The 23,427-nt window shown below is 73.0% G+C and carries 18 protein-coding genes; 11 read left to right on the top strand and 7 right to left on the bottom strand.

Annotation, left to right across the window (positions count from 1 at the left end):
- Positions 1–43 precede the first annotated feature (43 nt).
- A complete protein-coding gene (locus tag AB0M36_RS11410; RefSeq protein ID WP_364155468.1) occupies positions 44–1,642 on the bottom strand; it encodes a gluconokinase in 1,599 nt (532 codons plus the stop codon).
- Between the two features lie 62 nt (positions 1,643–1,704).
- On the opposite strand from AB0M36_RS11410, the gene AB0M36_RS11405 reads away from it, so the two are divergent.
- On the top strand, positions 1,705–3,021 hold the full coding sequence (locus AB0M36_RS11405) for a glycosyltransferase (protein ID WP_364155467.1): 1,317 nt from the start codon (positions 1,705–1,707) through the stop codon (positions 3,019–3,021).
- Positions 3,022–3,097: 76 nt separating this feature from the next.
- On the opposite strand, the gene AB0M36_RS11400 is transcribed toward AB0M36_RS11405, so the two are convergent.
- Positions 3,098–4,381, bottom strand: a complete 1,284-nt coding sequence (locus AB0M36_RS11400) for a citrate synthase (protein ID WP_364155465.1) — start codon at positions 4,379–4,381, stop codon at positions 3,098–3,100.
- A 216-nt stretch (positions 4,382–4,597) separates the two neighbouring features.
- Between AB0M36_RS11400 and AB0M36_RS11395 the strand changes: the two genes are divergently transcribed.
- The 7 genes from AB0M36_RS11395 (at position 4,598) to AB0M36_RS11365 (ending at position 11,363) form a co-directional block, all read left to right on the top strand.
- Positions 4,598–5,416: a universal stress protein gene (locus tag AB0M36_RS11395; protein WP_364155464.1), complete on the top strand. Its 819-nt coding sequence runs from the start codon at positions 4,598–4,600 to the stop codon at positions 5,414–5,416.
- 21 nt (positions 5,417–5,437) lie between these two features.
- The gene (locus AB0M36_RS11390) at positions 5,438–7,729 is read left to right on the top strand and encodes an EAL domain-containing protein (protein ID WP_364155463.1); all 2,292 of its coding nucleotides are present in this window, start codon (positions 5,438–5,440) and stop codon (positions 7,727–7,729) included.
- Positions 7,730–7,859: 130 nt separating this feature from the next.
- Complete coding sequence (locus AB0M36_RS11385) at positions 7,860–8,009, top strand: hypothetical protein (RefSeq protein ID WP_364155461.1); 150 nt, start codon at positions 7,860–7,862, stop codon at positions 8,007–8,009.
- Between the two features lie 37 nt (positions 8,010–8,046).
- Entirely contained in the window at positions 8,047–8,826 is a 780-nt protein-coding gene (locus AB0M36_RS11380; RefSeq protein WP_364155460.1) for an exodeoxyribonuclease III, read from the top strand.
- Between the two features lie 78 nt (positions 8,827–8,904).
- On the top strand, positions 8,905–10,632 hold the full coding sequence (locus AB0M36_RS11375; protein ID WP_364155459.1) for a PP2C family protein-serine/threonine phosphatase: 1,728 nt from the start codon (positions 8,905–8,907) through the stop codon (positions 10,630–10,632).
- A 155-nt stretch (positions 10,633–10,787) separates the two neighbouring features.
- Positions 10,788–10,934: a hypothetical protein gene (locus AB0M36_RS11370; RefSeq protein ID WP_364155457.1), complete on the top strand. Its 147-nt coding sequence runs from the start codon at positions 10,788–10,790 to the stop codon at positions 10,932–10,934.
- Positions 10,935–11,132: 198 nt separating this feature from the next.
- The gene (locus tag AB0M36_RS11365) at positions 11,133–11,363 is read left to right on the top strand and encodes a hypothetical protein (RefSeq protein ID WP_364155456.1); all 231 of its coding nucleotides are present in this window, start codon (positions 11,133–11,135) and stop codon (positions 11,361–11,363) included.
- A gap of 550 nt (positions 11,364–11,913) precedes the next feature.
- Here AB0M36_RS11365 and AB0M36_RS11360 read toward each other — a convergent pair.
- The 3 genes from AB0M36_RS11360 to hrpA form a co-directional block, all read right to left on the bottom strand.
- On the bottom strand, positions 11,914–12,660 hold the full coding sequence (locus AB0M36_RS11360) for a LamG-like jellyroll fold domain-containing protein (protein WP_364155454.1): 747 nt from the start codon (positions 12,658–12,660) through the stop codon (positions 11,914–11,916).
- A 64-nt stretch (positions 12,661–12,724) separates the two neighbouring features.
- Positions 12,725–13,108, bottom strand: a complete 384-nt coding sequence (locus tag AB0M36_RS11355; RefSeq protein WP_364155452.1) for a DUF6401 family natural product biosynthesis protein — start codon at positions 13,106–13,108, stop codon at positions 12,725–12,727.
- A gap of 93 nt (positions 13,109–13,201) precedes the next feature.
- Positions 13,202–17,119 carry an ATP-dependent RNA helicase HrpA gene (gene hrpA / locus AB0M36_RS11350; protein ID WP_364155451.1) on the bottom strand — a complete coding sequence of 1,306 codons (3,918 nt, stop codon included), beginning with the start codon at positions 17,117–17,119 and terminating at the stop codon, positions 13,202–13,204.
- Between the two features lie 161 nt (positions 17,120–17,280).
- Between hrpA and AB0M36_RS11345 the strand changes: the two genes are divergently transcribed.
- The gene (locus AB0M36_RS11345; RefSeq protein WP_364155450.1) at positions 17,281–17,646 is read left to right on the top strand and encodes a response regulator; all 366 of its coding nucleotides are present in this window, start codon (positions 17,281–17,283) and stop codon (positions 17,644–17,646) included.
- Here AB0M36_RS11345 and AB0M36_RS11340 read toward each other — a convergent pair.
- Positions 17,579–19,840 (bottom strand): ATP-binding protein, encoded by a 2,262-nt coding sequence (locus AB0M36_RS11340; RefSeq protein WP_364155449.1) that lies wholly within the window; start codon positions 19,838–19,840, stop codon positions 17,579–17,581. The genes AB0M36_RS11345 and AB0M36_RS11340 overlap by 68 nt on opposite strands.
- A 68-nt stretch (positions 19,841–19,908) precedes the next feature.
- Positions 19,909–21,042, bottom strand: a complete 1,134-nt coding sequence (gsmA, locus tag AB0M36_RS11335) for a sporangiospore maturation cell wall hydrolase GsmA (RefSeq protein WP_364155447.1) — start codon at positions 21,040–21,042, stop codon at positions 19,909–19,911.
- Between the two features lie 275 nt (positions 21,043–21,317).
- Between gsmA and AB0M36_RS11330 the strand changes: the two genes are divergently transcribed.
- Complete coding sequence (locus AB0M36_RS11330) at positions 21,318–22,190, top strand: phosphatase PAP2 family protein (RefSeq protein ID WP_364155445.1); 873 nt, start codon at positions 21,318–21,320, stop codon at positions 22,188–22,190.
- A 37-nt stretch (positions 22,191–22,227) separates the two neighbouring features.
- Entirely contained in the window at positions 22,228–22,797 is a 570-nt protein-coding gene (locus AB0M36_RS11325; RefSeq protein WP_364155444.1) for a general stress protein, read from the top strand.
- Positions 22,798–23,427: the final 630 nt, after the last annotated feature.

Here is a 23,427-nt window from a genome sequence, read left to right as displayed (position 1 = left end):
CGGCCCCTTTCCGCGAGCCCGGTTCGCGCCGGCTGCGCCACGGTCACCGTCCGCGGGCCGGCGAGGTTTCGGTCCCGGGCGCGCCGACCGCCTTCTCCGTGTCCGGCAGTGGGGATGGTGCCAGCTTGTCCAGCTCGGTCAGCACGTCGGTGACCGCGAGCGCGGACCGCTCCACCAGAGGCCGCAACCGCCGGTAGAGAGCGGCGTCGCGCGGGTCGGGCCGGGTGTGCGCGGTGATGTCCACCAGGGAGGCGGCCCGGTCGAGGTCGGGCAGGCCGCCGATGGCGTGCAGGCCCAGCAGGCACGCGCCCAGGGCGGTGCCCTCCGGGGTGTCCGCGATCGCGACGGGCAGGTCGAGCGCCGCCGCCAGGACGCCGACCCACAGCTCGGAGGCGACCGCTCCCCCGGTCGCCCGCACCTCGCGCATCTCGATGCCCTCGGCGGCGAACGTGTCGCGGACGAGGGCCAACTGTTGGCAGACCCCCTCGACCGCGGCGCGGACCAGGTGCGCGCGGCCGTGTTCGCGGCGTAGCCCGAGGTAGGCGCCGCGCATCCCGCCGCGCCACCACGGCGCCCGCTCGCCGAGCAGGTAGGGCAGGCAGAGCAGTCCGTCGCTGCCCGGCGCCACCGACGCCGCCTCGACCAGCAGCGCGGCGTCACGGACGTCGGCGTCCTCGCCCTCGGCCGCCGGGCGGTCGAAGCCCTCGGCCATCGTCTGACCCGCCCAGCGGATCACCGACCCGGCGTTGTTGATGGCGCCGCCGAGCACCCAGCGGTCCTCGGTGAGGGCGTAACAGAAGAGTCGACCCGCCGCGTCCGCCGTGGGCGCGCCGACCACTGTGCGCAGCGCTCCGCTGGTGCCCAGCGAGACCGCGGCCACCCCGGGCGGGGTGGCGCCGACGCCGAGGTTCGCCAGCGGCCCGTCGGCGGCGCCGATGATCAGCGGGGTGTCCGGCGGCAGGTCGGCCGCGGCGGCGACCTCGGTGCGCAGCGGCAGCACGGTGGTGGTCGGCACCACCTCGGCGAGCCGGCCGGCGTCGATGCCGGCGATGTCCAGGGCCTCCGGATCCCACCGGCGCCCGTGAATGTCGTACAGGCCGGTGCCGGAGGCGACCGAGAGGTCGACCAGGAAACCCTCGCGGGCCAGGCCGGCGAGCACGATCTCCTTGCCCCCGCCCCAGCGCGGGGTGTCCCGCAGCATCGTCGGGTCGTTGGCGCGCCACCAGGCCAGCTTCGCCAGCGGGCTCATCGGGTGCACGGGGGTGCCGGTGCGGGCCTGCAGGGCCTTGGCGCGGCCGGACGCGGCGATCTCCTCGCTCTGCGGCGACGACCGGTTGTCCGCCCAGGTGATCAGCGGTCCGGTGGGGTTGCCGGCGGCGTCCATCGGCGCGAGCCCGTGCAGGAAGGCGCTGAGGCTCACCGCGAGCACCCGGTCGCCGCGCTCGCGGCACTCGGTCGCCACGGTGACGAGCGCCCGCGTCGCGGCGTCACGCAGCCTGCCGGGGTCGAGCTCGGCCCGGCCCGGGCCGGGGACCGACAGCGGATAGTGCACGCTCGTCATGGCGCGCACCTCGCCGTCGAGGCCGGCGGCGATCGCCTTGGTGGCGGTGGTCCCGGTATCGATCCCGATGACGACGTCCATGCATCCTCCCCAGCCCGGCACGCGGCGGCACCTAGGGCACATGCCCAATCGGGTGCCGGCTCATGCCGGCTCGCCGGGGCGCGCGCGGTGCGATGATGATCGGCGTGCGGGTGCTGATCGTGACGTCGGGCTCCACCGGGGACGTGGCGCCGTACACGGGGCTCGGCGAACGACTGCGAGCCGCCGGGCACGACGTCACGGTGGCCACCCACGAGCCCTTCCGGGACCAGGTCGCCCTCGCTTTCGTGCCGCTGCCCGGCGACCTGCGGGAGATTCTTCCGCGGGCGCGCGGGCAGGACGGCAAGGGTTCGGGGACCGGTCCCCGCGCCCTGGCCCGGCTGCTGCGCATCGCACGGCCGCTGGTCGCGGAGCTGGGCGACGGCATCACCGCGGCTGTACGGCAGACCCGCGCCGAGGTGGTCCTGCTGTCCACAGTGGTGGCTCCGCTGGGCTATCAGGTCGCCGAGGCCGCCGGCATCCCCTGGGCCGGGGTCTTCCCGCAACCCCTCTTCCCCACCGGCGACTTCGGACCGGTCCTCGCCGGCGGCCGTTCGCTGGGGCGCACCGGCAACCGGTGGGCGGGCCGGCTCGCCGTGGCGGCCGCGCGGCCGCTGTATCACGGCCCGATCCGGGACCTGCGCGCGCGTCTGGGGCTGCCCCGCCGAAGCCTCCGCCGGCTGCAGCGCGAACAGGAACACCGGTGGCCGACGTTCCACGGCTTCAGCCCGTCGGTGGTGCCGCGGCCCGCGGACTGGCCGCCCTCGCAGGAGGTCGTCGGCTACTGGTGGCCCGCCCGGACGCCGGGCTGGTCGCCGCCCACCGAGGTGACCGACTTCCTGGCGGCCGGAGCGCCGCCGGTGTTCATCGGCTTCGGCAGCATGGCGCCCGGGCACGGCGTTCGACTGGCGGAGCCCGTGCTGGCGGCGGTCCGCGCGGCCGGAGTCCGGGCGGTCGTCCAGGCCGGCTGGTCGGGTCTGCGCGCCGGGGACGACGATCCGGGCGTCCTGAGCATCGGCCCGCTGCCCCATGACTGGCTGTTTCCGCGGATGGCGGCGGTGGTGCACCACGCGGGGGCGGGCACCACTGCGGCGGGGCTGCGGGCGGGGGTGCCGGCGGTGCCCGTACCCGTGCTGGCGGATCAGCCGTTCTGGGCCCGGCGGCTGCACGACCTCGGGGTGAGCCCGGCGCCGATCCCGCTGTCCCGGCTGAGCGCGGACCGGCTCGCGGCGGCCCTGACCACGGTCACGGCGGACCGGCGATACTCCGAGCGGGCGCGGGTGATGGCGGCGCGGCTGGCCGGCGAGGACGGCGCCGCGCGGATCCTCTCCTGGCTCGCCGACCTCCACGACCGGCGCACACCTCGACCAGCCACCCACTGACCCGCGCGGACCAACGGCCGGGAACGCGACCGGCCGCCCCGGCGAGGCCGGGACGGCCGGTTGACGTGCGAGGAACTCAGCGCTCGGTGATCGGCACGAACTGCCGCTCCGCCTCGCCGGTGTAGAGCTGGCGCGGCCGGCCGATCTTCGTGGTCGGGTCGGCCATCATCTCGCTCCACTGCGCGATCCAGCCGGGGAGCCGGCCGAGCGCGAACAGCACCGTGAACATCTTCGTGGGGAAGCCCAGGGCCTTGTAGATCAGGCCCGTGTAGAAGTCCACATTGGGGTAGAGCTTGCGCGAGACGAAGTAGTCGTCGGCAAGGGCGATCTCCTCGAGCTGGAAGGCGATCTCCAGCAGCGGGTCCGGCCGCTCCAGCGTGGCCAGCACCTCCTGCGCCGCCTTCTTGACGATCGCGGCCCGCGGGTCGTAGTTCTTGTAGACCCGGTGGCCGAAGCCCATCAGCTTGACGCCCTTCTCCTTCGCCTTGACCCGGCGAACGAAGGACTGGACGTCGCCACCGTCGGCGCGGATCTGCTCGAGCATCTCCAGCACCGCCGAGTTGGCGCCGCCGTGCAGCGGGCCGGACAGGGCGTTGATGCCCGACGACACCGAGGCGAAGAGGTTGGCCTGCGCGGACCCGACCAGGCGCACCGTGGAGGTGGAGCAGTTCTGCTCGTGGTCGGCGTGCAGCACGAAGAGCATGTCGAGGATCTTCGCGATCTTCGGGTCGACCGGGTACTCGACGGTCGGCAGCCCGAAGGTCATGCGCAGGAAGTTCTCGACGTAGTCGAGCGAGTTGTCCGGGTACGGCAGCGGGTGGCCGATGGACTTCTTGTACGCGTACGCCGCGATGGTCGGCATCTTCGCCATCAGACGGATGGCGGAGATCTCGACCTGCTCGGGGTCGGTCGGGTCCAACGCGTCCTGATAGAACGTCGACAGCGCGGTCACCGCCGAGGACAGCACCGCCATCGGGTGGGCGTCGCGGGGGAAGCCCGAGAAGAAGGCGCGCATCTCCTCCTGCAGCAGCGTGTGCACGCGGATCTTGTCCGCGAACTCCGCGAGCTGCGCCGGCGTCGGCAGCGCGTCGTGGATCAGCAGGTAGGAGACCTCCAGGAAGGAGGCCTTGCCCGCGAGCTGCTCGATGGGGAAGCCCCGGTAGCGCAGAATGCCGGCATCACCGTCGATGTAGGTGATCGCCGACGCGCACGATGCCGTGTTGACGAAGCCCTGGTCCAGGGTGACGTAACCGGTCTCCTTGAGGAGGGCGCTGATCTCGATTCCACCCGGGCCCTCGACCGCCGGGCGCACCGGCAGTGACAACTGGCCACCGGGGTGGTCGAGCTTGACATCCGTCATGTATTTCCCTCACTTCACCGGCAGATGTCGCCAATAACCTGCCGTTCACCGTAAACCCTCGAGCTGAACGGGTCATCAGACGGTCGACCGCTGAGGGATTGATCACGACCGGCGGCAAAGTTGAACCATAGATAATTGCCGCTGGACCGCGTCGTCGTGGTGCTTGATGGTGGTGAACCGATGCAGATTCCGGGCCCTGCTCCTGTCGTCGTGGGCGTGAACGGAACGGCCGCGGGACTGGCCGCGGCGCGGCTGGGCGCCCGGGAGGCGGTGACGCGCGGGGCGCGGCTGCGGATCCTGCACGTGTTCGCCTGGCCGGGCATGCGATACACCGATGATCCCCCGGATTACGCCTCGGCGCGACACGAAGCCGGGCGAATAGTGGAAGAAGCTGTGGCGACCGCCGCCCGCGGCGTGCCCGGCGTGCGGGTCGAGGGCCTGCTCGTCGACGGCCAGCCGGTGCGGGAGTTGCTGCGGCGCAGCCGCACCGCGGGCCTGCTGGTGCTCGGTGCCGACGGCCCGCCGACCGGCCCCCGGCTCCCGCTCGATCCGGTCCTGGTGCAGATCGTGTCCCGGGCCCGGTGCCCGGTGGCGGTGGCCCGCGGGGTGCGTCCGCCGGCCGGACCGCTGCTGGCGGCCGTCGACGACTCACCTACCTCGGGGCCGGTCCTCCAGCTGGCCGCGGCCGAGGCCCGGCGACGCGACGTAGCCCTGGAGCTCGCCCACGTGGTCGCCGACGACGATCGGGCGCCGGCCGGCCGGCGGCTGCTGGAGCGTGCCGCCGCCGCGTGCCCCGATCTCGGGGTGCGGACGAGCCTTCTCTTCGGAGATCCTGCGCCAACTCTCGTACGCGCGTCGCGTGGAGCCCGCATGATGATCGTGGGCCCGCGCGGCACCGGGGGTTGTCTGCTGGGCGCCGTGGCGGGCGAGCTCCTGCGTCACTGCGCGTGCCCGACGCTGTTCGTTCACGGCGATCCCGCCGGGGGCGGCCCGGCGAACGACGCGACGCCGCCCGCGGGAGCGCTGACGAGCTGACGGTGCCGGGGGGCGATGCGCGTGCGAACCGCTGCGTCGTCGGATGCTGGGCGCCGCTGGTGGCAGGTGTTCGGCGCCACCGGCGCCGCGGCGACGGTGCTCTACACGCTGGATCTCTCCGCCGCCACCAACGCCGCCGCTTTCGCCCTCGTCGGCCTTGGGAACGTGCTGGCCTGCGCCTCGGTCCCCCTGCGTACGCCGGCGCGGCCGCGCGCCGCGTGGCCGCTGATGGCCGCCTCCTCGCTGTGCTTTTTGGTCGGCGTGATCCTTCGCCCGTACGTCGTGGCTCAGCCGCTGCTGGCCGACGCGGCGACCGTGCCCGGATTCGTGCTGCTCGGCGTCTTCCTCACGCTCCTGCTGCGGGCCCGGGGCGGGGTCACCCGCCACGCCGTGCTCGACGGTTTCATCGTCTGCCTCGCCGGTGGGCTGGCCAGCGCCCTGCTACTCGCCGCGCCGGCGGCCGAGATCGCGAATCGCCCGGCACTCGTGTCCTTCCTCGCCGGGCTCTATCCGCTGTTCGACGTGGTGCTGCTGGCGCTGGGCATTAATCTGACGTTCACCGCGCGAACCTGGCCGCCCTCGCTGGTGGCCCTCGTGTGCGGCATCGCTCTGACGGTCGCCGGCGACCTCGCCTACTCGGTCATCGGCGTTTCCGGTCACACCTACACGTCCCCGCTTCTCGACGTGCCGTTCCTGCTGTCGTACACGCTGATAGGTATCAGTGCGCTGCACCCCTCGGTGGCGACGCTGGGCCGCGCCGACCGGCACCCGGTCCAGGCCTGGTCATGGCGGCGGATGGCACTGCTGGTGCCCGCGGTGGCCACCCCGTTCGTCCTGCTGGTCGCGGTCGGCGACCGCTCGTCCGGCACCCGGATGCTCGTCGCCGCCGGCGGCCTGGCCATCGTGGCGCTGCTCATGCTGCGGGCGGTGTCCGCCGTGCAGGCGCAGGTGGCGGCCCAGCTGCACTCGGAGTACCAGGCGATGCACGACCCGCTCACCGGGCTGCCCAACCGCCGGATGACCACCGCCGAGGTCGAGCGGCTGGTGTCGGCGTTGCCCGCCGCCGCCCCGGAGCGCGTCTGGGTCTGCGTCCTGGACCTCGACGGCTTCAAGTGGGTCAACGACTCGTGGGGCCACGACACCGGCGACCAGCTCGTCATCGAGGTGGCCACCCGGCTGCGCGCGGCGCTGCCGACCGGCACCACGCTCGCCCGGGTCGGCGGTGACGAATTCGTGGTGGCGTACGTCGGCGAGGAGACCGGGGCGCTGCGGCTGGTCGACAGGGTCCAGAGCTGCTTCGCGACGCCGCTGCCGCTGCACGACACCGAGATCGTCATCAGCGCCTCGATCGGGCTGGCCCACGCGCCGGGCGGCTCGGACCCGGCCCTGACCGCCGAGGCCCTGCTGCGCGACGCCGACACCGCGATGTACCGCTCCAAGGCGGAAGGCCCCGGGCACGCGACCATCTTCGACGTCTCGATGCACGACCGGGTCCGCGAGCGCATCGAGCTGGAGAGCTCCCTGCGCTCGGCGCTCGCCGAGGGCGCGCTCACCGTGGTGTACCAGCCCATCGTGCACCTCGACACCGGCCGCCCCACCGGCGCCGAGGCGCTCGTACGCTGGAATCATCCCGAGCGCGGGCCGATCCCGCCGATGACCTTCATTCCGGTGGCGGAGGAGGCCGGGCTGATCGACACGCTCGGCACGTGGGTCCGCAACGAGGCGCTGCGCCAGCTCGGAAAGTGGCGTGCCGACGGCACCGTGGACGGCGACTTCTACCTCTCGATCAACGTGTCACCCCGCCAGCTCGAGGATCCACAGTTGCCGGCGGTGGTCCTGGAGGAGCTGAGGCACCACGGGGTGCCGGCCTCGGCGGTGGCGCTGGAGATGACCGAGTCGGTGATGGCCGACGGCGGCGGCGTCGCGGCCCGGGTCCTGTTCGACCTGCGCGAGCTGGGCCTGCGCCTGCTCGTCGACGACTTCGGCACCGGCTTCTCCGCACTGGGCTACCTGCGGCGCTTCCCGGTCACCGGCGTCAAGATCGACCGGTCGTTCGTCTCCGGCCTGGGCGAGAGCGGCGAGGACGAGGAAATCGTCCGGGCCGTGGTGGCGATGAGCCGAGCCCTCGGACTGAGCATCGTCGCCGAGGGCGTGGAGACCCGCACCCAGCGCGACGCCCTCGCCACGGTCGGCGTCACCCAGGCCCAGGGATGGCTGTGGGGCCCCGGCGTCAGCGCCGGCGATTTCGCCCTGCACTGGGCCGCCAACCGGCACGTGCCCGGCCCGGCGCCGCTCGTCGCCGGCAGCCCCTGACCATCCCCAGGAGGTGACAAACGTCTCCCCCACCCCTGGCGTATCTCCCGCAAGTCCGGCATTATTCCCTCGGCCAGGATCCTCGCGCGGCCACCCGCGCTGCCGATCACCTGGGACGAGGGGGCGACACATGGCGACTTTGATCGGATCCGACGGCTCGGTGGTCTGGCTCGTGACCGTGCTCATGATCCTCGCTACGGGCCTGGCCGGCGCGGTGCTCGCGGCCACCCGCGCCCAGACCTCGCCGATCCGCGCCACGCGCCGCTCCCCGAAGCGCTGACCCACTCCCATCCGCCGCCATGCGGCAGGCTGGAGCCATGCGCTTCGCGACGTGGAACGTGAATTCGGTCAAGGCCCGGCTGCCGCGGCTGCTCGAGTGGCTTCAGACGACCCGGCCGGACGTCCTGTGCCTGCAGGAGACCAAGGTCGGCGCGGACGCGTTTCCCGCCGCCGAGGTCGCCGAGCTGGGCTATGAGACCGCCGCACACGGCCAGGGTCGGTGGAACGGGGTCGCGCTGCTGTCCCGGGTCGGGCTGTCCGACGTGCGGCGCGGCTTCGACGGTGAGCCCGGTTATCCCGATCCGGAGGCCCGGGCGATCTCAGCGACCTGCGGCGGCGTCCGCTTCACCTCGATCTACGTGCCGAACGGGCGGACGCCCGAGGATCCGCACTACGCCTACAAGCTGTCCTGGTTCGCGAGCCTGCGGGCCGCGCTGGCGTCGTCGACGGGACCGGCGGTCGTGGCCGGCGACTTCAACGTCGCGCCGACCGACGATGACGTGTGGGACCCGAAGGTCTTCGTCGGTGCGACGCATGTGACGCCGCCGGAGCGTGATGCCCTGGCCGCGCTGCGGGAACTCGGGTTCACCGATGTCGTGCCGCGTCCGATGAAGGGCGATCGGCCTTACACGTACTGGGACTACCGGGCCGGGATGTTCCACCAGAACAAGGGAATGCGCATCGATCTGGTGTACGCGACCGCCGACGTGGCCTCCGCGGTGCGGGACGCGGTGGTGGATCGGGAGGCCCGCAAGGGCAAGGGCCCGTCGGACCACGCGCCCATCGTGGTCGACACCGACCCCGGTTCCGCCTTCTGAGCCGCGACGCCCGACCGGCCGCCGCGTAGGGTGGGGGATCGGTGTTATTCGGGCGGGGAGACAGAAAGGGGGACCCTGGTGACAGCTCACCCTCCGCCGCGGGCGCCTGAGCGCCGCGGCGATGATCATACGATCGGTCCGCCGATCGTCGCCCCCGCGCCCGCCCTGCTGCGCGCGGTGCTCGACGCCTCGGCCGAGGCCATCATCCTCTGCACCGCCGACGACCACCTGATTCAGCTGGTCAACGCGGCCGCGTCGGAGCTTCTCCCGGACCTACGACCCGGCTGCGGCGCCAGCGACGGACCGCCGCCGGGCCTCGCCCGCGCCATCGCCGAGGGTGCCGAGACCTTCACCGATGAGTACGCCGGACGCCAGGTGCACGGCCGGCGCCGGCCGCTCGACGAGCATCACTACGCCTGGTATCTGCGCGACTGCACGGAGGAGATACGCCGGGCCGAGGAATACCGCACCGAACGGGCTCGCACCTCGTTCCTCGCCGAGGCGGGACGGCGGCTGTCCGCGTCGCTGCACCAGCGGCGCTGCCTGCGTACGACCGTCGAGCTGGCCGTTTCGCACCTCGCGGACGCCGCGATGGTGGTGCTGCCCGCGCGTCGCCGCCAGAGCGAGTGGACGCGCCTGGTCACCGGCGGCCAGGTCGAAGAGGGGATGCTGCGCGAGCGGCTGCTCGCCGAGGTTCCCGGGCTGGAGGAGGCGCTCGCCGGTTTCCCGCCGATCCCGAGCCGGTGGCTGGACGCCTCGCAGGTGCCGGCCTGGCTGCTGCCCGAGGATTTCGGCGAGGTCGGCGCGCTGCTGGTGACCCCGCTGCCGGGCAACGCGGAACCGGCAGGCGCGCTCGTTCTGGCCCGCCACGGCGCCGACGCCGTGTTCTCGGCCGAGGACGAGATGCTGACGCGGATCTTCGCCGCGCGCGCGGGAGCCGCCATCTCGGCCGCCGCCCTCTATCGCGAGCAGGTCGACACGACGGCGATCCTGCAGGCCGACCTGCTGCCGCCCGAGCTGCCGCAGCCGGACGGCGTCGAGCTCATCGGCTCCTACCAGGCCGCCCGTGACTCGCTGCGGATCGGCGGCGACTTCTACGACGTCTTCGAGTCGGCCGAGCCGGGCGGCGAGACGGTGGTGGTGCTCGGCGACGTCTGCGGGCAGGGCCCCGAGGCCGCGGTGCTCACCGGCAAGATCCGCCAGACGCTGCGCGCGTTGTCCCTCGTGGAGAGCGACCCGGCCGCCATGATCAAGGTGCTCAACCAGGCGCTGCTGGGCGCCGCCCGGCAGCACCGGTTCGTGACCCTGGTGATCGGCGCGATCAGCCGGTCCGACCACGGCCGGGTGCGACTGCGCCTGGCCACCGGCGGTCACCCCGTGCCGCTCGTTCTTCGCACCGACGGCACGGTCGAGGAGGCGCCGGTGAAGGGAACCCTCATCGGGGTCGTGCCGCAGATCACCGTACGCCCGGGCACGATCGACCTCGCGCCGGGCGAGACGTGCCTGCTCTACAGCGACGGGCTCACCGAGGCCCGCGGCGGCGCGACCGGCCAGGAGCAGTACGGCGAGGGCCGGCTGCGCGACGCCCTGGCAAGCTGCCACGGCATGCCGGGCGACGCCGCCGTGGAGCGGATCCGCCAACTGGTCTCCGACTGGGTGCACGGCGGCGTCCGCGACGACATCGCCATGCTGGCCGTGCGCGCCCCCGCGCGTACCAGGCTCAGCCTCATGGGCGCCGGCGCACCGGCCGGGTCGCCCTTCGCCATCGACGCCCGCCGAGGTGAGCGGAGGAACCGCGTCCGCTGATGAGCCTCTCCCCAGGACCACCCCCCGACCACCTATCCGCCGGTGGCCGCCTACGACCAGCGCCAGCACGACGCCACCGTCGAGGATCTCGGGCACATCGTGGATTTCCTGGCCGCGGCCTTCACGTCGACGACGCGCGCGTCTTCACCGACTTCGTGGAATGGACGGCCGCGGTGCTCGAGGCCCGGGGCGTGCCGCCGGTGGCCCTGGAGGTCGGCCTGCGGCCGGTCGGGGAACAGCTACGCGACTTCCCGGCGGCGACGGCGATCGTCGAGGCGGGCCGCTCCCGGACCGGGCGATAAACCGCTGGTGCGGTCACGCGGGCCGGACTACGGTAATCGCATGATCTCCTGAGACGCGCGTTTTCTGCCGCATCCTCGCCCAGCGGGTAGTACCGGCGGCGCCGTCCGCCGTGGGTTCGCCGCATCCGGTGCCCGGGGCTCATCACGATCTTTCCTTTGCCACGGCTTTCCCCCCTCGATCCGACGAGGAGGCTCCTCATGCCTGCAGATTTCTCCGTACCCGTCGACCCGGACGAGCTCGCCCGCCAGGATCTCGCCGCGACGCTGGACGTGCCGTCCACGACCGCCGGCGGGCACAAGACACAGAGCCCGGCCCACCACGGCGCCCGGGACCAGCGTCAGGCCGCGCGTGAACGCTCGGGTCGGGCCCGCGCCGGCCGGGCGTCGGCGGCCAGCGGCGGCCGGACGTACGCGTTCCGCCGCAGCTGAGCCCACGCCGCGCGGCCGCCGCGCCGCGCGGCCGAAGCTGAGCCCACACCGCGCGGCCACCGCGCCACGGCGGACGGCCGCACTTGAGCTCGCGCCGAGTTTTCTGGGCACGAGCTCGCGCCAGGGCCGTTGGCCGCACACGGCGGAAGGCCGGGACCCTTGCCGGGGTCCCGGCCTTCCTCATGTCCGAACCCTCCGCTTTGCCGGGCCGGTGGTGGAGACGGAGGGTTCGGGTCCAGGGGCCGCGCATCAGCTCGGCATACGGCCGCGGCGAATCGGATTTCCTCAGCGCGGCGGCTCGGAGCACGGCCGCAGCGGCCAGAGGCCCCGGGCTTAGCGGATCAAGGTCCGAGGGTCACCGGGCAAGCGGCGGACCGGGCCCACACGACGCCGGGACAACGGCGGGTCGAGGCATGCCGCCGGGTTAACGGCAGGCCAGGACACGCACGCCGCGCCGGGACAACGACGGGTCGGGGCACGCACGCCGCCGGGACAACGGCAGGCCGGGGCACGCACGCCGCCGGGTAAACGGCGGCCGCGTCTGGCGGCGTCAGCCGAGGCGGGCCCATACGTCGTCGAGCAGGCCGTGGTACATGTCGGAGCGGGTGTGGAAGTTCGGGCCGCCGATGCGCAGGGGCAGGTCGTTGTGGATCGACAGCGACGCCGGGATGCTGACGTGGCCGCGTTCGCGCCCGTCGACGTAGATGGTCAGCCGGCTGCCGGAGCGCTGACACATGATGTCGTGCCAGGCGTTGTCCGCGACGCCGACGGTGGAGCGGACGATGTGGACCGTCGGCTTGGCGCCCTGGCCGGCCACGACGCAGTGTGCTTTCGCCTGGCGGGCGCCGATCTGCAGCTTCCACTGGCTGTCGGTGGCGCTGACGCCCTTCTGCATGACGTTCGAGGAGTCGGTGACCTGGGCCTTCGTCAGGCGGACGGTGGCGCCCCAGCGGAACAGGCGGGTGCCGGGGTCGAGGTCCGGATCATCGGTGCCCTCCAGCAGGGCGCGGGGGCAGACGGTGGCCTTGACGGCGCAGGTCGCGGGGAAGGCGGCGTACTTGTCGGCGGTCGTGCCGTTGAAGTGGACGCGTCCCCGGTCGGCGCTGCGGACGACGAGGGGGGCACCACGACCGGAGCGGTCGGCGACCCGGCCGGCGGCGACGGCGCCCGAGTCGAAGGTGTAGCGCGCGACCGTGACGGGCGCGGCGGGGGCCGCGGACCCGGCGGTCGGGAGGACCACTGCGGGAAGTACGAGGACGGTCAGGACGGCGGGGAGAAGTCTGACGGAGTGACGCATTCGAAAAAGGTACGTTCACCGCCAAAGTTCGCGAAGCTCTTAGGCTCGGCGTTTCGGACAAGAACTACAGCAGACCGGCCGACTCGGCGATCATGCAGACGGCCACCAGGCGCATCAGGTGCCACTCGGCGCTGAGCCAGGCGCTGCCGGAGATGTAGGCGTGACCCGGCTGCGGCACCGGCCGGCCCATCCGCTCGGCGGCGGCGGCGATCGACTTCGCGTACGCGGCCAGCCCGTCGGCGTCGACCTCACGGCCGGCGTGGCGCAGCGCCTCGCGGACGGCGGCGGCGTGCTGGTCGACCTGGGCGAGCAGGCCGGCGTCGCCGAGGGCGGCGGCGAGGCCGTCGACCCCCACCCGCGCCATCATCTCGTCCAGCAGCGCGCGGGCCGGGTCGGCGGCGACGGAAGCGGTGGAAATCGGGGCGAAGGCGAGGAATTCGTTCGTCATGGGAAGGACGCTAGGGCCTCGCGGCGTCAGATGACAGGCGGGTAACCGAACGGCACCCGACCGCTCCCCACAGCGCACCCGCCAGCGCTCGAATCAGGCCGGGAGCTGGTCCATCGCCCGGTAGACGCGCTTGTCCGAGACCGGGTACGCCGTGCCGAGCGACTGGGCGAACAGGTTGATCCGCAGCTCCTCGAGCATCCAGCGGATCTCTCGCAGGCCCTCGTCGGCCGGCCCGCCCGACAGCTCCTCGCGCAGGTCGCGGTACTCCGACTCGACCTGCTGAAGCTGGGCCATCAGCTGCCGGTCGCGGGCCAGGTTGCCGCCCAGCCGGTCGAGGCGGTAGGCGATGCCCTTGAGGTAGCGGGGCAGGTGGTGCAGCTGACGCCAGCCCGTGTCGGTGACGAACCCCGGGTATACCAGGGCCTTGAGCTGCGCTCTGATGTCGGCGAGGGCGGGGACCAGCGCCGGGTCGCGGGTGGTGCCGAGGCGCTGACCGATCTCGTACGAGGTGGCGAGCACCGCGCGGACCTGCGTGACCACCGTGGCGGTGGCGTCCACGAGCTCGGCCCGGACCTCCTCGCGCAGCCGGGTGAACTCCGGCGTCGACCAGGCCGGCCCGCCGGCGTCCTGCACGAGCCGGTCGACCGCCGCCCCCGCGCAGTCGTCGAGCAGGTCGGCGATCGAGCGGTACGGGTTGCCCCGCGACAGCTCCAGCTTCGCCCGGTTGTCCAGGCGGCCCTGCAGGTAGCGGGCGGCCGGCGGCAGGGTCAGCAGGAGCAGGCGGCGGGTGCCGGCCCGCATCGCCTCGCGCTGTTCGGCCTCGGTCTCGAACACCCGGACGGCCACGCTGTCGGTCTCGTCGGCGAGGGCGGGGTACACCGTGACCTCGTAGCCGCCCCGGACCTGCTGGACCGTGCGGGGCAGCGTACCGAAGTCGTTGGTGGTGATGCCACGCCGCTCGATGTCGCCGGCGGCGGCGGAGATGGTGGCCTGGACCTTCGGGGCCAGGCTGGCGCGCAGCACGTCGAGGTCGCGGCCCTCCCCCACCGTGGCGCCGTCCTCGTTGACCACCTGGAAGTTCATTCGCAGGTGGTCGGGGACCTGATCGGGCCGCCAAGCGTCGCGCGGGACGACCGTGCCGGTGAGCCGGCGCAGCTCGTCGCCGACGGCGTCGCTGAGCGCGCCCCGGCGGGCCGGGATGCGGGCGAGGACCGCGTCGGCCCAGTCCGGCACCGGCACGAAGCTGGTCCGCAGCTGCTTCGGCAGGGCGCGGATCAGCGCCACGATGATGTCCCGGCGCAGGCCCGGCACGTTCCAGCCGAAGTCGTCGCCGTCGAGCTTGTTGAGCAGGGCCAGCGGCACGCGCACGGTCACCCCGTCGGCGGCGGTGCCGGGCTCGAACTGGTAGGTCAGCGGCAGGCGGACGCCGTCGGCGAGCCACGCGTCCGGGTAGGCGGCCGGGTCCACCGCGTCGCGCCCCGCGTTGACCAGCAGCTCCCGGGTGAAGGTGAGCAGTTGGGGGTTCTGCCGGCGGGCTTTCTTCCACCAGGCGTCGAAGTGCCGGCCGGAGACGACGTCGGCGGGGATCCGGGCGTCGTAGAGGGCGAAGACGGTCTCGTCGTCGACCTTGATGTCCCGGCGCCGGGCCCGGTTCTCGATCTCCTCGATGCGCTTCAGCAGGGCCGCGTTCTCGGCGAAGAAGGCGTGGTGGGTCTCCCAGTCGCCCTCGACCAGGGCATGGCGGATGAACAGCTCCCGCGACAGCTCCGGGTCCACCCTGCCGTAACCGACCTTGCGCCGGGGCACGATCGGCAGCCCGTAGAGCGTCACCTTCTCGTACGCCATGACGGCGCCCTGCTTCTTCTCCCAGTGCGGCTCGCTGTAGCTGCGCTTCACCAGGTGCGGTGCGAGCGCCTCGGCCCACTCCGGCTCGATGCGGGCGTTGACCCGGCCCCACAGCCGGGACGTCTCGACCAGTTCGGCGGCCATGACCCAGCGGGGTTGCTTCGTGAACAGCGCCGAACCCGGGAAGACGGCGAACTTGGCGCCGCGGGCGCCCAGGTATTCGCGCTTGTCGGTGTCCTTGAGTCCGATGTGGCTCAGCAGGCCGGCGAGCATCGCGGTGTGGAACCGCCGAGCGTCGGGGACCCGCTCGTCGTCCTCGACGAGCGTCAGGCCGAGCCCCCGAGCCACCTGCTTGAGCTGGGAGTAGATGTCCTGCCACTCGCGCACGCGCAGATAGTTGAGGAACTCGGCGCGGCACAGCCGCCGGAACTGGTTTCCCGACAGCTCACGCTGCTTCTCCCGCAGGTAGCGCCAGAGGTTGAGGTAGGTGAAGAAGTCCGATTCCTTGTCGACGAACCGGGCGTGCTTCTCGTCCGCCTGCTGCTGCCGGTCGGCGGGCCGCTCACGCGGGTCCTGGATGGACAGGGCCGCGGTGACCACCATGACCTCGGCGACGCAGTCCTGCTCGCCGGCCTCGATCACCATGCGGGCCAGGCGCGGGTCGACCGGGAGCTGGGCGAGCTTGCGGCCCAGCGGGGTGAGCTTGCGCCCGTCGAGCGCGCCGAGCTCCTCGAGCAGCTTGACGCCGTCGGTGACGTTGCGCCGGTCGGGCGGGTCGATGAACGGGAAGGCGGCCAGGTCGCCCAGGCCGAGGTTGGTCATCTGCAGGATGACCGAGGCCAGGTTGGTGCGCAGGATCTCCGGCTCGGTGAACTCGGGCCGCGCCTCGAAGTCCTCTTCGGAGTAGAGCCGGACGCAGATGCCGTCGCTGGTCCGCCCGCAGCGGCCCTTGCGCTGGTTGGCGCTGGCCCGCGACACCGGCTCGATCGGCAGCCGCTGGACCTTGAGCCGGCTGCTGTAGCGGGAGATGCGGGCGGTGCCGGGGTCGATGACGTAGCGGATTCCCGGCACGGTCAGCGAGGTCTCCGCGACGTTGGTCGCCAGCACGACCCGCCGGCCGGTGTGGCGTTCGAAGACGCGGTGCTGCTCGGCGGCGGACAGTCGGCCGTACAGCGGAACGATCTCGGTGTCGCGCAGGTCCCGGCGGTTCAGGGCGTCGGCGGCGTCGCGGATCTCCCGCTCGCCGCTGAGGAAGACGAGGATGTCGCCGCGGCTCTCCAGCCCCAGCTCGTCGACGGCGGCGGCGATCCCGTCGACCTGGTCGAGCGGCTCCTCGCGGCCCTCCTCCTCGGTCTGGACCATCAGGGGCCGGTATCGCACCTCCACCGGATAGGTCCGTCCGGAGACCTCGATGACCGGCGCCGGGCCGTGCGGGCCGGAGAAGTGCTCCGCGAACCGGGCGGTCTCGATGGTCGCGGAGGTGATGACGAGCTTGAGGTCGGGCCGCTGAGCAAGCAGCTGCCGCAGGTAGCCCAGGATGAAGTCGATGTTGAGGCTGCGCTCGTGCGCCTCGTCGATGATCAGCGTGTCGTAGCGCCGCAGCAGGCGGTCGTTCTGGATCTCGGCCAGCAGGATGCCGTCCGTCATGACCTTGACCATCGTGTCGTCGGACACCTGGTCGGTGAAGCGGACCTTGTAGCCGACCGTCGCGCCCAGCGGCGTGTCCAGCTCCTCGGCGATGCGCTCGGCCACCGTGCGGGCGGCGATCCGCCGCGGCTGGGTGTGCCCGATCTGGCCCCGGACGCCGCGGCCGAGCTCGATGCAGATCTTGGGGATCTGGGTGGTCTTGCCGGAGCCGGTCTCGCCGGCCACCACCACGACCTGATGGTCGCGGATCGCCGCGAGGATGTCGTCCTTGCGCTGGCTGACCGGCAGTTCGGCCGGATATGACACCGCGGGAACGTTCGCCAGGCGCGCCTCGCGCCGCTGCTCGGCCCCGGACACCTCGCCGGCGATCTCGGCGAGCACGGCCGCGCGGGCGGCGTCGTCGCGGATCCCGCGGATGCCCTCGAGCCGGCGCCGGAGCCGGCGCTCGTCGCGGGGAAGGAGCTCGGAGACGCGGTGCCGGAGCTCGGCGAGGTCCTGGCTGAGGGGTGTCACAGACATAGCGCGTCAACAATAGGCACTCCGCCCGGCGAATGCCTGGTGATTATCGCCGCTCGCCCGCGTCTCGTTGTCACGCGGCAACGATTCGGTCGCGGCCCGTGTCCGCGGACGATCTCGATCTTTGAGCCTGCGACACCGGAGCGACCAGAGCGGGGAATGTCATGATCGTCGTCGCAGAGGACCACGAGGACATCTTGTTCGTCCTGCGCCGGGCCCTGGAGCGGGCCGGCCACGAGGTCATCGCGACCTCCGACGGCGCCGCCGCGCTCGAGGCCGTCCGCCGCCACCGGCCGGACGTCGTGGTCACCGACGTGGACATGCCCCGGATGAGCGGGCTCGAGCTGTGCCGGGCGATCCGCGCCGACGAGGGCCTGCGGCACATCCCCGTCGTACTGGCCAGCGGCTCGCTGCTGCCCGGCGACACCCGTGCCGGCGAGGTCGGTGCCAGCGCGACCCTGCTCAAACCCTTCCTGCCGGCCCAGCTGCTCGCGTGCGTGGCGGATCTGATGCCGCCCCCGCCGGCCTGACGTCGCCGATCCGGTGACCGTCGCCCGGTGCGGGCGGGGTGGCCGGAGCCAGCGGCAGGGTGAAGAAGAAGCGCGTGCCGCCGCCGGGGTTGTCCGCCACGCCGATGACGCCGCCGTGTCGCTCGATGATCCGACGGCAGATCGCCAGCCCGAGGCCCGTGCCGGCGTACCCGGCGGAGCCAGGGGCGCGGTGGAACGCCTGGAAGATGTCCGGCCGGTCCGCCGCGGGGATCCCGATGCCCCGGTCGGCGACCTCGACGCGGATCCAGCCCGGCTCGGCGGGCGTGGCCGCGATCTCGATGCGGGCCGGGTGGCCCGGCGACACGTACTTGAGCGCGTTGCCGACCAGGTTGTCGAGCACGTGCCGCAGCATCGCCGGATCGGCCTCGACCACCGGGAGCGGGCCCACGGAGATCTCCGGCGGCGGCACGTCCGCGGGTCGCGGCTGTTCGGTACGGTCCTCGACCGCCTCGGCCACCAGCGGGTCGAGCGGCACGGCCCGCCGGACGAGCGGCGCGTCCCGCGCGGTCGTGTACGCCAGCAGCATGTCGATCATCGCGGCCATCCGGTCCACCGCGCGGGCGATCCGGTCCAGGGAAGCCCCGGCGGCGGCCGTCTCCGGGCGCGACGGCAGGTCGGCGAGCCCGTCGGCGGCGACCTCGCAGTGCCCGCGGATCACCGACAGCGGCGCCTTCAGGTCGTGGGCCACGACGCCGGCGAAGATGGCCAGGTCGGTCTCGTAGCGGCGCAACTCGGTGATGTCGTGGAAGACCGCCACCGCCCCGCGCAGCCCGGCGCTGGGGTCGAGCGGGCGGCCGTCGACGCTGACCAGGATGCCGTCCGGCCGGTTCTCGTTGCGGATCACCATCTCGACGCCGTCGGAGGCCTCGCCGCACAGCGCGCGCACCAGCGGCAGCTCCTCGGCCGGGAACGGCGTACGGCCGTCGGCGCGGAACAGGCCGTAGTGCTCCTGCCAGCCCCCCGGCCCGTCGACGTCCTCGCTCACGCCCAGCAGCGCCTTGGCCGCCGGGTTGTGCAGCAGGAACCTCCCCTGCTCGTCGACCACGCCGACGCCGTCGCCGAGGCTCGCCATGATCGCGCTCAGCAGGCCGGCCTGGCGGCGGCTCTCCGCCTCGGCGCCGCGCAGGTCGGCCGTCGCCACCAGCACCCGGGCGCGGGCCCGCTGCCGGCCGGTGGCCAGGATCCAGACCAGCAGCGCCAGCATGACGCTCACGATGATCCCGCCGAGCAGCACCGTGGTCGGGGTGCTGCTGCGCGCCCCGGGCAGGTACCGGGCGTCGGCGGCGGTCACCAGGGCCCACTGCCGGTCGGCGACCGGGAAGGCGGCCCGCCGGGTCAGGTCCCGGCCGCCGCGGGCGTCGTAGGCGGCGACCTGGACGCGCCGCCCGCCGCTGTCGGTGGCGTACAGCTCGCCGTCGAGCAGGCCCTGGCTCGCGGTGCTGAGCACCCCGCCGAGGAAGTCCCGGCCGTGCAGGCCCATCGCCAGCCAGCCGCGGAAGGTCGCGTCGGCGCCGAAGACCGGCGCCACGAACAGGAACGACAACTGCTGCCGGTGCGCGGGCAGGGCGCGGTCGCGCAGCAGCACGTAGGCATCCGACACGGAGGGTTGCCCCGTACGCCGGGCCTCGGCGAGCGCGGCGGCCGCCTCCGGCGCGGACGCGACGTCGATCCCCAGCGGGCCGGCGCCGCCGTCGTCGTTCAGGCCCCGCCGCAGGACCGAGAACAGGTGCTCCCGGGGCGCGCCCCGCGGCCGCAACACGAGGTCCGGGACGCCACGCGAGCGCCAGAGGCGCTGAGTGCCGGCGACCTGCCCGGGCGTGGCGGCGACCACGAAGGCCACCGAGGTGGCACCGACCAGACCGGCCCGGTCCAGCGGCGCGGTGGCGGCGGCGAAATCGGCGGCGGTGAGCCGGTCGTCCGTGCCCAGGCCGGCCGCGACGACCTGGATGAGGTCGCGGTAGCGCCCGGTCTCGCCGGCGAGGGCGGCCCGGGCGACAGCCGTGCGCTGGTCCATCACCCGGTCCGCGTCCACGCGCTGACGCTCACGCAGGGCCCCGGCCGCGAACAGCGTGGCGGCGACGCCCGGAACGAGGACGAGGGCGGCGAGGGCGGGACCGACGAAACGGGCCCGCCGGATCCCGGCGGTGTCGTCCAACGCACCCCAGCTCCCCACCGGAGCGAGCATAAAACGCGAATCACCCCCGCCGGCGAGGTTCCGCCGACGGGGGTGGGAGCGACCGCCTACTTGTCGTACTGGTACAGGTTCCAGGAGGCCATGATGCCGGTGACCTTGGTGTAGTAGTTCGGGTCGGTGGCGTAGCCCGCCTTCCACACCTTCCAGATGAACTTGTTGGCGTTCTTGGTGTGGGAGAACGCCGGCTTGTAGCGCGGGTTGACCCGCAGGAAGCTGCCGTGGTCGCGGAACGAGTGCGCCTGGGTGGCGTAGGTGCGGAAGGCATCGGAGATGTAGAAGCACTTGCCGCTCTTCTTCGAGCATTCCTGCGTGCGGTAGGTGTGGCAGCCGTTCGCCAGCTTCCCGTGGTAGCCGTTCTGGCACTTGATGCCGAAGTAGTTCTTGTCGACCGAGGAGAGGCCGCTGCGGCCCCAACCCGACTCGAGGATCGCCTGGGCGATCGTCACCGAGGCGGGGACGCCGAACTCGCGGTAGCCCTTCCTCGCGCCCGGCACCGACGCCTTGATGAACTGCTCCGGGGTGAGCGACACCGTCGGGGCGGGCACCGACGAGCCGGTGCAGGCCTTCAGCGGGCCCGAGTACATGTAGCCGTGCGAGACGTAGCGGCCGGCCGAGGTCAGGTCCCACTGCTTGGTGGTGCGTACGGTGCCGTCGACGCTCTCGCCGGTGACCGCGCAGACCAGGTCGACCTTGGCGCCGTTGGCGACCGAGCCGAGGATCGTCGACGAGGTCGACGGGTTCGAGCGCAGGTTGACCCGGCCGTCGAAGCTGCGGACCGTACCCACCACGTACTTCTTGGTGGCGGCGACGGGCTTCGCCCGCGGGGGCACCGCCGTCGGCGAGCCGGAGGCGCAGCGCGGCAGCGTGCGGGTGGTCTTCACGTACCCGTGCGAGATGTACCCGCCCGAGCTCAGCCGGTCCCAGAGGGTGGTCTTGCGGACCGAGCCGCGGATGCTCTGACCGGTCACCGCGCAGGTGACGGTCACCTTGGCGCCGTTGCGCAGGGACCCGACCGCCTTCGCGGCCAGCGACGGCGCGGACCGCACCTTCAGCGAGGTGCTCACCTTGACGCTCGTGGAGACTCCGGCGGCGAGGGCGGCCTCCGGTGCCACGGCCAGCCCTGCGCCGAGGGCGGCGACCAGCAGCGGCCCAGTGAGCAGTCGGCGGGCGGTGTGCAACATGAACATCCCCTCGGTCGCGGCGTCGGCATCCGTGCTTCGGCTCCGTTCGAAGATCGCGGGGTGCCGTTGCGGGCCAAGAGCGCGCGGGGGTGCAGTCGAGTTGCGGCGGGCGGAATGAGGCGTGTGCGACAGGTGCGCTTGAGATCCGCGCCCGGTGGGCATTGCGGAACCGCCCAGTCGTGACGTCAGGAGGACAACCGCCGATGACGGCTTTGGCTTCGCGCTCGACGCGGCCCCGGGCGGGCGCCCCGGGCGGCGGTCGTGGGGTGTCACACGTGATCGCCCACGCGTGCGTCGCCGTGCTGGCCGCGGCGCTCGTGGCGCTCGTGTACTACGTGTGCGTGCGTACCGCGCCCGGCCAGAGCGCCGACACGCTCGCGATGCGCGGCGCGGACGTCCACCACCCGCGGATCGAACAGATCCTGCGGCGCGCGCTCGACGCCACGTCACTGGTCAGCCTGGTCGCCGTCAGCCTCGCGGCCGCGGCGATCGGGATCGTCCGGCGCCGCGCCGACCTGACCATCGCCGCCGCCGTCCTGGTCCTCGGCGCCAACGTCACCACCCAGCTGCTCAAGACCCGGCTGCCGCGCCCCGACCTCGACAACTTCCCGGCGCCGAACTCGTTCCCGAGCGGCCACACGACGGCCGCGGCGTCGGTCGCGTTCGCGCTCATCCTGGTGCTGCCATTCGCGATCCGCGGCACGGTCGCCCTGGCCGGGGCGGCGTACGTGACCACCATCGCCGTCGCCACGATCTGGGCGGAATGGCACCGCCCGAGCGACACCGCCGCCGCCCTGCTGATCGTCCTCGCCTGGAGCGCCCTGGCGTCTGCCCTCGTGCGCGCCCGCCGGGTCCGCATCACCGGCGTCGCGGCCCGCCCGAACCGCAAGGCGTTGCTGCTGTTCAGCGTCGTGGGCGCGCTCGGCACCGGATGCGCCGCGCTCGGCCTCGGCGCGACCGTGCTCTCGGAACTGGCCGCCCCCGACCTCGTCCCCGGCCGGCTCGCCTTCGCCGCCGGCGTCGCCGCGGTCACCGCCACCGTCGCGGGAGTCTTCGCGATCTGGGTCCGGCTCGCCGCGGGCGACCGGCCGTCAGCTCCGAACGCCGTCGTACCCGCCTCGGCCCGATCCGCCGCCCCGCCCCGCTGACCCCCTCACATCCGCGGAACCCCTCTAGGAGGACCACATGACAACCCCCGTCGAACCCACCATGCCGGGCGCGTCCGGCACCGTACCGCCCGGCCCGACCGGAGTCCCGGCCACACCCGCGGTCGACCCGGCCGCGCAGGCCCAGCACCCCGCCCCGACCGTCTCCGTGGCGACGTACCCCAACTATCTGCAAGCCCAGCAGGCCGTCGACTACCTCTCCGACAACAAGTTCCCGGTCGAACGGACCAGCATCATCGGCACCGACCTGCGCCTGGTCGAGAACGTCCTCGGCCGGGTCACCGTCGGCCGCGCCGCGCTCGCCGGCGCCGCCAGCGGCGCCTGGTTCGGCCTGTTCATCGGCATCTTCTTCGGCCTCTTCGGCAACTCCAGCTGGGTAAGCGTCATCCTGCTCGGCCTGATCATCGGCGCCGTCTGGGGCGCCATCTTCGGCGCCATCGCCCAGGCCATGAGCGGCGGCCGCCGCGACTTCACGTCCCGCAGCTCACTGCAGGCCGCCCAGTACGCGGTGATCGTCGACGCGGACGTCGCCGACGGCGCCCGCCAGCTGCTCACCCGCCTCAACTGGCAGGCCAGCGGCGCCAGCTGAGCGTTCAGTCACGCGCCGTCTCCGGGTCCTTCGAGCTTCCGGGGGCGGCGCTCTCTTTTCAGATACGCGCACAGCCGCCCACCGTTTGTGACGGGGTCGAGCCCTCAGGGCCCGCGATCCCCCGCCGAGCCCACTCCGCTGCCGCGCCGCACGCACCTGCCAACGCCCGCGAGCCACGACCCGCCGCCGGCGCCGGACGGCGCCTCCGCGACGCGGGCGGAGGCGTTTCAACATGAGGCCGGCGCTCCCGCACGACCGGTGCACTCCGAACGGGCGGCGGTCTCCACTGCGCGGCACGAGCAGAGGCGGGGCTCCTCGCACGCGAGCGCCCCCAGGCTCCCGCACGGACGACGCTCCCGCACGCACGACGCTCCCGCACACACGACGCTCCCGCACACACGACGCTCCCGCACACACGACGCTCCCGCACACACGACGCTCCCGCACACACGACGCTCCCGCACGGACGACGCTTTACACGACGGCGCTCTTCGCGTCGCCAACTCCGCATAGGCGGCACTCCCCCGCGTGGCGGGGGACTGTCTCGCTAACGGTGTTTCCGGCGTCTTTGGTTAGTAGGTTTCGGCGGCCGGGAACCGGTCGCCGAAGGTGATCGAGAAGGCGTTCAGG

The sequence above is a fragment of the Actinoplanes sp. NPDC051346 genome (assembly GCF_040682215.1).
In the GTDB taxonomy this organism is placed as follows: Bacteria; Actinomycetota; Actinomycetes; order Mycobacteriales; family Micromonosporaceae; genus Actinoplanes.
The sequence above is the reverse complement of the archived record's forward strand: the minus strand, read 5'-3'. Positions and strand labels throughout refer to the sequence as shown.